12 protein-coding genes are annotated in these 11,649 nt (G+C 73.2%); 11 read left to right on the top strand and 1 reads right to left on the bottom strand.

Annotation, left to right across the window (positions count from 1 at the left end):
- Positions 1–187: 187 nt before the first annotated feature.
- Genes MB828_RS06940 through mtnB form a run of 3 tightly spaced genes read left to right on the top strand, consistent with a single transcriptional unit; the run spans position 188 to position 2,129 of the window.
- Positions 188–787, top strand: a complete 600-nt coding sequence (locus tag MB828_RS06940) for a 1,2-dihydroxy-3-keto-5-methylthiopentene dioxygenase (protein WP_133024825.1) — start codon at positions 188–190, stop codon at positions 785–787.
- Complete coding sequence (mtnC, locus tag MB828_RS06935) at positions 784–1,524, top strand: acireductone synthase (RefSeq protein ID WP_301647379.1); 741 nt, start codon at positions 784–786, stop codon at positions 1,522–1,524. Before MB828_RS06940 ends, mtnC begins: the two co-directional genes overlap by 4 nt.
- Positions 1,521–2,129, top strand: coding sequence for a methylthioribulose 1-phosphate dehydratase (gene mtnB, locus MB828_RS06930; protein WP_133024823.1), 609 nt, complete (start codon positions 1,521–1,523; stop codon positions 2,127–2,129). The genes mtnC and mtnB overlap by 4 nt, the downstream gene beginning before the upstream one ends.
- A gap of 55 nt (positions 2,130–2,184) precedes the next feature.
- Here mtnB and mtnA read toward each other — a convergent pair whose 3' ends face one another.
- Positions 2,185–3,216 carry an S-methyl-5-thioribose-1-phosphate isomerase gene (gene mtnA, locus MB828_RS06925; protein ID WP_301647378.1) on the bottom strand — a complete coding sequence of 344 codons (1,032 nt, stop codon included), beginning with the start codon at positions 3,214–3,216 and terminating at the stop codon, positions 2,185–2,187.
- A gap of 323 nt (positions 3,217–3,539) precedes the next feature.
- On the opposite strand from mtnA, the gene MB828_RS06920 reads away from it, so the two are divergent.
- Genes MB828_RS06920 through MB828_RS06885 form a run of 8 tightly spaced genes read left to right on the top strand, consistent with a single transcriptional unit; the run spans position 3,540 to position 11,632 of the window.
- Positions 3,540–4,592 carry a BMP family ABC transporter substrate-binding protein gene (locus MB828_RS06920; protein WP_301647377.1) on the top strand — a complete coding sequence of 351 codons (1,053 nt, stop codon included), beginning with the start codon at positions 3,540–3,542 and terminating at the stop codon, positions 4,590–4,592.
- Positions 4,573–6,141 (top strand): ABC transporter ATP-binding protein, encoded by a 1,569-nt coding sequence (locus tag MB828_RS06915; RefSeq protein WP_301647376.1) that lies wholly within the window; start codon positions 4,573–4,575, stop codon positions 6,139–6,141. Before MB828_RS06920 ends, MB828_RS06915 begins: the two co-directional genes overlap by 20 nt.
- A 1-nt stretch (position 6,142) precedes the next feature.
- Positions 6,143–7,219 (top strand): ABC transporter permease, encoded by a 1,077-nt coding sequence (locus MB828_RS06910; protein WP_133024819.1) that lies wholly within the window; start codon positions 6,143–6,145, stop codon positions 7,217–7,219.
- On the top strand, positions 7,219–8,151 hold the full coding sequence (locus MB828_RS06905) for an ABC transporter permease (protein WP_301647375.1): 933 nt from the start codon (positions 7,219–7,221) through the stop codon (positions 8,149–8,151). The genes MB828_RS06910 and MB828_RS06905 overlap by 1 nt, the downstream gene beginning before the upstream one ends.
- Positions 8,148–8,924, top strand: coding sequence for a nucleoside phosphorylase (locus tag MB828_RS06900; protein ID WP_301647374.1), 777 nt, complete (start codon positions 8,148–8,150; stop codon positions 8,922–8,924). Before MB828_RS06905 ends, MB828_RS06900 begins: the two co-directional genes overlap by 4 nt.
- Positions 8,921–10,264, top strand: a complete 1,344-nt coding sequence (locus MB828_RS06895) for an amidohydrolase (RefSeq protein ID WP_301647373.1) — start codon at positions 8,921–8,923, stop codon at positions 10,262–10,264. The genes MB828_RS06900 and MB828_RS06895 overlap by 4 nt, the downstream gene beginning before the upstream one ends.
- Entirely contained in the window at positions 10,261–10,872 is a 612-nt protein-coding gene (locus tag MB828_RS06890; protein ID WP_301647372.1) for a sulfite oxidase-like oxidoreductase, read from the top strand. Before MB828_RS06895 ends, MB828_RS06890 begins: the two co-directional genes overlap by 4 nt.
- The gene (locus tag MB828_RS06885; protein WP_301647371.1) at positions 10,865–11,632 is read left to right on the top strand and encodes a ferredoxin reductase; all 768 of its coding nucleotides are present in this window, start codon (positions 10,865–10,867) and stop codon (positions 11,630–11,632) included. Before MB828_RS06890 ends, MB828_RS06885 begins: the two co-directional genes overlap by 8 nt.
- The last annotated feature ends 17 nt before the right edge of the window (positions 11,633–11,649 follow it).

Here is an 11,649-nt window from a genome sequence, read left to right as displayed (position 1 = left end):
GGAAGCGGTTTCTCACCACGTGAGACAACGACTGGGTCACACCCGGTCGCCCTCCGACCTGGAGTTAACATCACGAGGGCGGGGCTGTCCGCCGTTGCCGCGCCGTCACGGTCCTCCCTCCCCCCTCTCCCCGCGTCCGATCCGTCTCGGTATCCGGACTTCCCTTCGCCGCATAGGAGTTGCTCCCATGACGCTGCTCACGACCTGGTCCGAATCCGGCCCCGAGAACCAGATCCGCCGTACCTCGGACCCCGCCGCGATCGCGGAGGCGCTCAAGCCGCTCGGAGTCCGCTTCGAGCAGTGGCCCATCCGTGAGGACGTGCCGGCCGACGCCGACAGCGAGACGGTGTTCGCCGCGTACGGCGCCGAGATCGACAAGCTGAACGCCGAGGAGGGCTTCACCACCGTCGACGTCCTCGGTCTGCACCCCAGCGACGACCCGGAGTACCCCGTGAAGGCGAAGGCCGCGCGGGAGAAGTTCCTCCAGGAGCACACCCACGACGACGATGACGAGGTCCGGTTCTTCGTCTCCGGCTCCGGCATCTTCTACCTGCACGTCAACGGCGAGGTGCACGCGGTCTTCTGCGAGAAGGGCGACCTGCTGGGCGTGCCGCGCGGCACCACCCACTGGTTCGACATGGGCACGAAGCCGTCGTTCACCGCGATCCGTTTCTTCCACGAGGAGGACGGCTGGATCGGCAGCTTCACCGGCTCGACCATCGCCTCCCGCTTCCCCGACTACGACACGATCGCGGCGGGGTACGAGGCGGACAAGGGCGCCGCGTGAGCCTGCCGGACCCGGCCCGCCGTTTCGACGTGGACGCCGTGGTGCTCGACATCGAGGGCACCACGAGCGCCACGGGCTTCGTCGTGGACGTGCTGTACCCGTACTCGCGGTCCCGTTTCGCGGCGCTGCTCTCCGAGCGGAGCGGCGATCCGGCGGTGGCACGGGCCCTCGCGCAGGTGCGCGAGCTGACCGGCGACCCGCACGCCGACCCGGCCGCGGTCGTGAAGACGCTGAACGCCTGGCTCGACGAGGACCGCAAGGCGACCCCGCTGAAGACCCTCCAGGGCCTCATCTGGGCGGAGGGCTTCGCCCGCGGCGACCTCGTCTCGCACTTCTACGACGACGTCCTACCGGCCCTGCGCGGCTGGCACACGGCGGGGCTGCGGCTGTACGTCTACTCGTCCGGTTCGGTGGCGGCCCAGCGGGCGTGGTTCTCCTCGACACCCGAGGGCGACCTGCTGCCCCTGCTCTCCGGCCTCTACGACACCGAGAACGCCGGTCCCAAGCAGGAGCCGGAGTCCTACCGCCGTATCGCGGAGTCCGCGGAACTGCCCGCCGGGCGGCTCCTGTTCCTCTCCGACCGGCCCGGCGAACTCGACGCCGCCCGTACCGCGGGCTGGCACACCGTCGGGATCCGGCGTCCCGGAGAACCGTTCTTCCAGCAAGGCGTCGGCGACCACGCGCAGGCGGGGTCGTTCGACGAGATCAGCATCAGCACCACCGGGAGCAGCACGTGAGCGCCGACATCACCCCGTCCGACCTCCGGGAGGCGGGGGCGGTCCTCGCCGCCGAGTCCGCCCGGTTCGCCTCCTTCGGCTGGATGCGCGGTACGTCAGGCAACCTGTCCGTGGTGCTCTCCCGGGAGCCGCTGCGGCTGGCGGTCACCGCGAGCGGCCACGACAAGGGCGAACTGACGCCCGCCGACGTGGTGCTGGTCGACGGGCAGGGCGCCGCCACGGGCGAGGGCAGGCCGTCCGCGGAGGCCGAGCTGCACGCGCGGGTGGCCGCGCTGACCGGCGCGGGCGCGGTCGTGCACGTGCACACCGTGGCCTCGGTGGCGATGGGACACCGGCAGCCCGGCGGGATCGTCTTCCGGGACCTGGAGATGCTGAAGGGCGTCGGCCAGCCGGCCCATGACGTCGAGGTGACGCTGCCGGTCATCGCCAACAGCCAGGACATGAAGGTGCTCGGGGACCGGCTGGCGGCGGCCCGGGATCCGCGGATGCCCGCGGTGGTCGTGGCCGGGCACGGGCTGTACGTGTGGGGCGCCGATCCGCGGCAGGCCCGGCACCACACCGAAGTCGTGGAATGGCTCCTGGAGTTGGAGCTGACCCGGCGCTGAGCCGAGTGGACGACGCACGAGGGCCACGGCCGTCCGGCCGTGGCCCTCGGCCTGTTCAGCCGAGCCGGTCCCCGGGAAGTTCGCCCGCCGACACCTCCAGTACGCCCCGCTCGGTCACCAGGCCCGTGACCAGCCGGCCCGGTGTCACGTCGAACGCCGGGTTGTGGCCGCGCGACCCGGCCGGCGCCGTACGGACGCCCGCCCACTCCAGCACCTCGTCCTCGCCGCGGAGTTCGATGTGGATGTTGTCCCCGGTCGGCGTCGACAGGTCGACCGTGGTCGTGGGAGCCGCCACCAGGAACGGGATGCCGGCGTACGCGCAGGCGAGGGCCACGCCCACGGTGCCCACCTTGTTCGCCGTGTCGCCGTTGGCCGCGATCCGGTCGGCGCCGACGATCGCCGCGTCGACCTCGCCGCGCAGGATGGTGCCGGCGGCGGCCGCGTCGGCCTGGACGTAGTGCGGGATGCCCTCTTGGACGAGTTCCCAGGCGGTCAGCCGGGAGCCCTGGAGCAGGGGGCGCGTCTCGTCGGCGTACACGACCTCCAGGCGTCCGCGCGCGTGGAGTTCACGGATGACGCCGAGCGCGGTGCCCCAGCCGGCCGTCGCCAGCGCGCCCGTGTTGCAGTGCGTGAGGATCCGCAGCGGCCGGTCCTCGCCGGCCTTCTTCAGCAGCCAGTCGGCGCCGTACCCGCCCATCGCGCGGTTGGCGTCGACGTCCTCGCGCTGGACGGCGGCGGCCTCCTCCAGCACGGCGTCGAGGCCCTCGGTGAAGCGGGTCATGACCCGGTCCACGCACACCATCAGGTTGACCGCGGTCGGGCGGGCCTCGCGTATTCGGGCCACGGCCTTGCGCGTCTGCGCCTCGCTCCAGCCCTCCCGCTCGCCCTGGATCAGCGCGAGAGCGACGCCGTAGGCGCCGGCCGCTCCGATCGCGGGCGCGCCCCGCACCACGAGCCGCTGGATCGCGTCCACCAAGGTGTCCACATCCCGGACGTCCACCGTCTCCGTGTGGTGCGGCAGCCGGGTCTGGTCGATGAGCGCGAGGCCGGTTCCCGTCCAGTCGACGGCGCGCAGTTCCTGGGACATAACAGGACACTCCTGATGTTTCGATGGTGCCTGCCACCGTACATGACCTGGGAGAACCACAGTTCGAGACAGTTGCACGGTTGGCCGGATCCGGGTGTTACAGTCCAGCACCGCATCCCACGGGCCGATACCCCCGTTTCGCGGTCCGAGACGACGAAGGAGGACACATGCCACTGCTCACCCGGCGTCTGTACCTCGACTTCGGCCGCTGTACCGGCGACTGCTGTCACCGCTGAGCCGTCCCCCTCAGCCCGCCGCCGTCCGATCACCCTCTCTCACGCGCCCGCCGTCGAGCGCGCCTTGCCGTATCCGGAAGGTCCCCGATGCACCGCAGACACCGCCGTACCCTCCAGCTGACCGCGCTCGCCGCCGGCACCGTCCTGCTCGCCACCGCCTGCAACGCGGCGGCCAAGAAGGACGGCACGTCCGCCTCCGCGGGCGGCAGCGGCAAGTCCTTCACCCTCGTCACCCCGGACTCCGTGGGCGAGAACGAGTTCCTGAAGCTGGCCGTCACCGGGATCAAGGACGCGGCGAAGCAGCACGACGGGACCTCGAAGGTCTACGAGTCCACGGACACCGCCTCCCAGCAGCAGAACGTGCAGGCCGCCGTCGACGCCAAGCCGGACGTCATCGTGCTGGTCGGCTTCGAGTTCGCCGACATCGTCGCCCAGCAGGCCGAGAAGAACCCGAAGCAGCAGTTCCTGATGGTCGACGCGTGCACCACCAAGACGTACGAGAACGTCAGTTGCGCGGTCTTCCGCGAGCACGAGGGCGTCTACCTCGCGGGCGCCGAGGCGGGTCTGCTCAGCAAGTCGGGCAAGGTCGGCGCGGTGGACGTGCTCGACACACCCCAGTTCCGCCGCTACAGCGACCCGTTCGCGGCCGGCGCCAGGAAGGTCGCCGCGAAGACCGGGACGTCCACCCGCTTCGTCGGCGGCCAGTCCCCCTTCGACGACTCCGCCCGCGCCAAGGAGCAGGCGAACACCCTGCTGTCCAAGGGCTACGACCAGATCATGGCGGCCGCAGCGGCCGGCAACTACGGCGTCTTCGAGGCCGCGAAGGCCAAGGGCGCCTTCGCGTACGGCGTCGACGTCAACCAGTGCCCGTCGGCGCCCGGCACCGTCGTCGACAACGTGATCAAGCGCACGGACGTCGCCGTGGAGAAGGGCATCGAGGCGGTCCTCGGCGGGAAGACCGGCACGACCGTGTCCTACGGCCTCAAGGAGGGCGGCATCAGCCTGACCGGGCTGGAGGCCGGCGTCGACTCGTCCAAGTGCGTCATCGCCCAGCACAAGGACGTCCTGACGAAGGTCAAGGCACTGCGTGACCAGATAGTCGCCGGTGAGCTGACGGTCGATGACCCCGCAGCCAAGTGACCGCCCGGCCGGGGCCGTCCGGGCCCCGGCCGTCGAACTCCTCGGCGTCACCAAGCGGTTCCCCGGCACCCTCGCCAACGACGCCGTCGACCTGACCGTCCAACACGGCGAGATCCACGCCCTGATGGGGGAGAACGGCGCGGGCAAGTCCACGCTGATGTCAGTGCTGTACGGGATGACCCGGCCCGACGCCGGTTCGGTGCGCATCGACGGACGTGAGGTGTCCTTCGGCGACCCGGGGGACGCCATGGCCGCCGGCCTCGGCATGGTCCACCAGAGCTTCAAGCTGTTCGACTCGCTGACCGTCGCCGAGAACGTCGTCTACGCGGCCGAGCCGCGCCGGTTCGGGTTCGTGGACCGGGCCGCCGCGCGCGGCCGCGTGCGCGAACTCGCCGAGACCCACGGCCTCACCGTCGATCCGGACGCCCGGGTCGGCGGCCTGCCGGTGGGCCTGCGGCAGCGCGTGGAGATCCTGAAGCTGCTGCACCGCGGCGCCCGCACGCTGATCCTCGACGAACCGACCGCGGTACTCACCCCGGCCGAGGCCGACGCCCTGTTCGCGGTGCTCAAGTCGCTCGCCGCCGAGGGCCGCACGGTGATCCTCGTGACGCACAAGCTGCGCGAGGTACTGGAGGTCAGCGACAACGTCACGGTGCTGCGCGACGGCCGGGTCGCCGCCCGGCTGCGCACCGCGGCGACCACCGCGGACGAGATCGCGGCCGCGATGACCGGCCGTGCGGTGGAACTGGACCGCGTGCACGCCCCCGGCGCCCGCGGTGACGTCGTGCTGGACGTCACCGGACTGAGCGCGGGCGACGCCGTGCGCGACGTCGACGTGACGGTCCGCGCGGGCGAGATCGTGGGGGTCGCGGGCGTCGCGGGCAACGGCCAGAGCGAGCTGGTCGAGGCGCTGGCCGGGCTGCGGCCGGTCACCGCGGGCCGGGTCACCCTCTCCGGCCGGGACGTCACCCACGCGTCGGCGGCCGGTCGCCGCGAAGCGGGTCTCGCCTACGTGCCCGAGGACCGGCACGCGGTGGGCACCGCACCCGCCGCGTCCGTCGCGGACAACCTGGCGATGGGCCACCACCGCAGGGCGCTGTCGTCCCGGCGCGGCCTGCTGCCGCCCGCGGCCGTACGTGCGCATGCCGGGCGGCTGGTCGAACGCTTCGGCATCAAGGCGGCCACGCCCGACCTGCCCGCGGCGACGCTCTCCGGCGGCAACCTGCAGAAGCTGCTGATCGGACGTGAACTCGCCCATGACGCCCCGCTGCTGCTGGTCGAACAGCCCACCCGGGGCGTCGACATCGGCGCCATCCAGAACATCCACGACCAGATCATCGCCTACCGCGACGCGGGCCACGCCGTGCTGCTGGTCTCCGCCGAGCTGAGCGAGATCCGCGGGCTCTCGGACCGGGTTCTCGTGATGTACGAGGGCCGGGTCACCGCCGAGTACCCGAAGGACGAACTGGACGAACGCACGCTCGGCCTGGCGATGGCCGGCGGCACGGCGCGGCGGCCCGGCGCCGGGCAGGACGGAGACGAGGACTGACATGGCCCGCATACCGGACGTGAGGCGGGCGTCCACCGCGCTCCGCTCCCCCGTCACTTTCTCTCTCCTCGCCGGAGTCGTCATCGGCGCGGTCTTCCTCGTCGGCACCGGCGCCGATCCGTTCGCGGCGTACGGCGCCGTCCTCACCGGTTCGCTCGGCGCCGACGGGATCGGCGCGACCCTGACCACCCTCACCAGCGTGCTGGGCATGGCGCTCGCACTGGCCGTCCCGCTGCGCGCCGGGCTCATCAACCTCGGCGGCGACGGGCAGATGGTGCTGGGCGGCATCACGGCCGCCGTCACCGGGCTGTACTCCCCGCTGCCGCCGTCGCTCACCGCGGTGCTCGCGCTGCTCGCCGGGATGGCGGCCGGCGGCGCGTACGCGGCCCTCGCGGCGCTGTGCGAGAACCGCCTCGGTGTTCCGCTGCTGGTGAGCAGCCTGTTGCTGAGCTATCCGGCGATCAGTCTCGCCTCCTACCTGGCCCGCTATCCGCTCAAGGAGCCCGGCTCCAGCCTGCCGCAGACGCGCCGGCTGCCCGAGGGCGTGGCGCTGCCCGCCTTCGGGTCGTCGACCGTGACGGTGGGGCTGCTGGTGGTGGCGCTGGCCGCGGGCGCGTACTGGTTCACCGACTCCCGTACGGCCGTCGGCTACGAGATCCGGATGACCGGTCTCAACCCGCGCTTCTCCGCGTACGCGGGCGTGGACCGCAAAGGCCTGACGCTCCGTCTGATGGCGACCTCGGGGGCCCTCGCCGGGCTCGTCGGCGCGATCGGCGTGCTGAGCTTCCCGTACCGGTTCCTCGACGGCTCGCTCACCTCGCCCGGCTACACCTGGACGGGGCTGACCGCCGCGCTGCTCGCCTCGGCCACCCCGCTGGGCACGGTGCTCGCGTCGTTCTTCTTCGCCGTGCTGCAGGTCGGCGGGCTCGCCATGGAGCGCACCACCGAGGTGCCTCGCGAGCTGACACAGGTGCTGCAGGCCATCGTCATCGTCTTCCTGGCGGCCCGGCTGCGCTTCCCGCGCAGACGCAGGGCGGCCGGCGGCCACCAGCCCGTCACTCAGGGAGAGCCGGCCTGATGTTCCTCGACTCCGATCTCCTCATGTCCGTGCTGCGCGCGCTCACCCCGATCCTGCTGGCCGCGCTCGGCGGAGCGCTGTGCGAGCGCGCGGGCGTCTTCAACATCGGCCTGGAGGGCCTGATGCTGGTGGGCTGCTTCACCGCGGTGTCGACCAGCTGGTTCACCGGCAGCCCGTGGCTCGGCGTGCTGGCGGCGGCCCTCGCCTCCGCCGCGTACTCGCTGATCCTGGCCGTCGGCGCGGTCACGCTGCGCGGTGACGCGGTGGTCCTCGGCGTGGCCATGAACCTGCTCGCGGCCGGCCTGACCAGCTTCCTGCTCCGTACGGTCTTCGGTGTCCAGGGCACCTTCGACGACCCGAGCCTCGCCGGGCTCCCGGTCGTCGGCGGCTTCACCCCGCTGACCTACCTGTCGTGGGCCGCCGTCGTGGTCGCCGCAGTGCTGCTCTCCCGGCACGTCTGGGGCCTGCGCCTGCGCGGTGTCGGCGAGTCTCCGGACGCCGCGGCGACGCTCGGCGTGAACCCGGCCCGCCACAAGTACGCCGCGGTGCTCCTGTCCGGGGTGCTGTGCGGGCTCGCCGGGGCGCAACTCGCCCTCGGCAACGTCACGTTGTTCTCCGAGAACATGACCGCCGGACGCGGCTGGATCGCGGTCGTGGCGGTCATGCTGGGCCGTGCCGTGCCGCTCGGGGTGCTGCTCGCGGCGCTGCTGTTCGGCGTCGCGGAGGCGGTGGGCTTCCGCCTCCAGGGCCTCGGCCTGCCGCAGCAGGCGACCGACGCCGCGCCCTACGTCGTCACCCTCGGCGCGCTGTTCATCACCACGGCCCGGCGCCGTGCCCGTAAGCCCCGCGCTTCCGGTGGCCCCCGGACTCCCGGCACCCCCCGTTCCACCGGTTCCACCCGTTCCACCGACCCTTCCGGAGTCGCCTCGTGAGCCACGACCTGCTGCCCGTCACCCGCATACCCCGCACCGGCCTGCCGCCCCGCGCCCTGGTCGTGGGCGACCCGGCGCGCGCGGCGGCGGTCGCCGCGCTCCTCGACGGAGCCGAGGAGATCGCGTACCACCGCGAATACCGGGTGTTCAGCGGCAGCTGGAAGGGGCTGCCGGTCACCGTCGCCTCGCACGGGGTGGGCGCGCCCGGCGCGATCCTGCTCTTCCAGGAGCTGGCGGAGGCGGGCGTCCGCACGTTCCTGCGGTTCGGCACCGCGGGCGCGATGAAGCCGGGCATCCGGGACGGCGACCTCGTCATCGCGGAGGCGGCCGTACGCGACGACGGCGTCACCCAGCAGCTGCTGCCGCCCGAGTACCCGGCCGTGTCCGCGCCCGAGGCGGTGTTCGCGCTCCAGCGCGCGGCCCGCGAGGCGGCCGCCCCGCACCACCGGGGCATCGTGTGGACCCGGGCGGCCTTCCAGCCGGGGCTGCTGCCGCTCGTCGCCTACGACAGGGCCGGGCTCGCCGCGATCGAGATGGAGCTGTCGGCGCTGCTGGTGACCGCCTCGCTGCGCGGGCTCGTCGCGGGCGGCGTCCTCGTCGTGGACGGCGCGAACGCGGACGAACTGGTGGACGAGGACGCGCCGCTGTCGACCGGTCACTACGACCCGCACCGCGAGGTCGTGGTCCGGGGCGTGGAGCGCGGCGCCGTCGTCTCGCTGGAGGCACTGCGGCTGCTCGCCGAGGACTCGGCGGAGGAAGGGGCCGACGCGTGACCGTCCCCGCCGACCTCCTGGTGCACGGCGGTGACGTCCTCACCGTCGACGACGCAGGGACCCTCGTACGGGACGGCGCCGTCGCCGTCCGCGACGGCGAGATCCTGGCCGTCGGACCCACCGACGCCCTGCGCGCCCAGTACGCCGCGGCCGACACCCTCGACGCCACCGGTTGCCTGGTCATGCCCGGCCTCGTCAACACCCATACGCACCTCGCGATGACGCTGCTGCGCGGCCGCGCCGACGACGTGACGCTCCAGGGCTTCCTGGAACGGGTGATCCGCTGGGAGGGCGAGCTGCTGTCGCCGGAGAACGTGGCGGCGGCGGTGCGGGTTGCGGTCGCCGAGAGCGTACGGGCGGGCGTGACCTCCGCCCTGGACATGTACTGGTTCCACGAGGCCGCCGAGCGCGCGGCACGGGAGGCGGGCTGGCGGCTGCACACCGGCCCCACTTTCATGGACGTACCGGACCCGGCCGACGGCATCGCCTACGAGGACCGGCTGGAGTGGGCCCGCCGCGACCTGGCGGCGCGCCCGGCCCGGCCGGGTACCCGGCCCGTCCTCTTCGCGCACTCCACCTACACGCTGTCCCCGGAGCAGCTGACCGGGATCGCCGCGCTGGCCCGGGAGTTCGGCGCGCTGCTGCACATCCACGCCGCGGAGAACGCGATCGAGGTCGCCACCGTCGAGGTGGCGCACGGCAGGCGCCCGGTGGAGCTGCTGGACAGGCTCGGACTGCTCGGCCCCGACCTGCTGATCGCCCACGCGGTGGACCTGACGGGACCGGAGATCGCGGCACTGGCCCGCACCGGCACCTCGGTCGCCCACTGCCCGGTGTCGAACCTGAAGCTCGGCTGCGGCATCGCTCCGGTGCCGCGGCTGCTCGGCGCGGGCGTGACCGTCGGACTCGGCACGGACGGCGCGGTCAGCTCCAACACCCTCGACCTGCTGGGCGCGGTGCGGCAGGCCGCGCTCGTGCACAAGGCGGGCGGCGACCCGACGGCGGTCGGCGCCGAGCAGGCCGTGCGCATGGCGACCGTCGAGGGCGCCCGCGCGCTGGGCCTCGACGGGCAGCTGGGCTCCCTGGAGCCGGGCAAGCGCGCGGACCTGATCGTGCTGGACCTCGGCAAGCCCCATCTCACACCGCGCCACGACGTGTGGTCGATGCTCGCCTATGCCGCCCAGGCCTCCGACGTACGGGACACGGTCGTCGACGGGCGGGTGCTGATGCGCGACCGCGCGCTCACCACCCTCGACGAGGCCGCGGCCCTGAAGGCCCTGGCGGACCTGGACACGGTGTCCGTCCCGGACGCGCGGTCCGGTCCGGAGGTCCTGGCATGACCGTCACCCGGGGCTTCGCCGGACGTTCGCCGGCCGGCGAACGCGATCCCCGGCTGCCGCCCGGCCAGTACGACGCGGGCGACTCCTGGCCCGTGCTGTCCGCCGAGGTCACCCCCGGCCTCACGGCCGCCGAGTGGACGTTCCGCGTCGACGGGCTGGTGGCCGAGGCCCGCACCTGGTCGTGGGAGGAGGCGCACACGCTGCCGCGGTCCGGGTACGAGGGCGACATCCACTGCGTCACCAGCTGGTCGAAGTTCGGGGTGCGGTTCGGCGGCGTGTCCCTGGACACGTTCCTGGACCTCGCCCGCCCGCACGCCTCGGCCACGCACGCCGTCGCGTACGCGCACACCGGGTACACCACGAACCTGCCGCTGTCCGACCTGACCGGCGGACGCGCCTGGATCGCCTGGGAGTTCGGCGACGGGCCGCTCGACCCGGCGCACGGCGGCCCGGCCCGGCTCGTGGTGCCCCACCTGTACTTCTGGAAGAGCGTCAAGTGGATCGCGGGCCTGCGCGTCCTCGACCACGACGAGCCGGGTTTCTGGGAGCGGAACGGCTACCACGCCCGGGGCAACCCCTGGAACGAGGAGCGCTACGCCGGTGACTGAGCGCCCGACCGAGCCCTTCGTCCCGCAGACCCGGTTCGCCGTGCCGGGACGGATCGTCGCGAGCAACCGCGCCGCGGCCGGCTGGCAGCCGGCCCGCCTCGTCGAGGTCCGCCGCGAGACGGCGCGGGCGTCGACGTTCCGGTTCGCGGTGCCCGGCTGGACGGGCCACCTGCCCGGCCAGCACCTGATGCTGCGCCTGACGGCGGCCGACGGCTACGTCGCACAGCGGCACTACTCCATCGCGTCACCGCCCGCCGACAGCGGTCATGTCGAGCTCACCCTCGACCACGTCGAGGGCGGCGAGGTGTCCGGCTGGTTCCACCGGGTGGCCCGGCCCGGCGACACCGTCGAGGTACGCGGCCCGCTCAGCGGGTTCTTCGCCTGGCCCGGTGACCGGCCGGCCCTGCTGCTCGGCGCGGGTTCCGGTGTCGTACCGCTGATGTCGATGGTCCGCGACCGCCGCCTGCGCCGAAGCGCCGTCCCGCTGCGTCTGCTGGTCTCGGCGCGCACGCCCGAGGACCTGATCTACGCGGACGAGTACGGGGACGAGACCACCCCCGTCCTCACCCGCGCGGCCCCGCCCGGAGCGCGGCCCGGCCGCCTCTCGGCCGCCCACCTGGAGCCGTACCTGGCGCGGCCTCCGGCCGAGGGCTGGGAGGCGTACGTCTGCGGCTCCAACGGCTTCGCGGAGCACGCCTCCCGGCTGCTGGTCGCGCTGGGGCAGCCCGTGGACCGGATCCGCGTCGAGCGCTTCGGCTGACTCCCGGGACGGCGCTC

This window comes from Streptomyces arenae, assembly GCF_022343545.1.
GTDB lineage: Bacteria > Actinomycetota > Actinomycetes > Streptomycetales > Streptomycetaceae > Streptomyces > Streptomyces humi.
The sequence above is the reverse complement of the archived record's forward strand: the minus strand, read 5'-3'. Positions and strand labels throughout refer to the sequence as shown.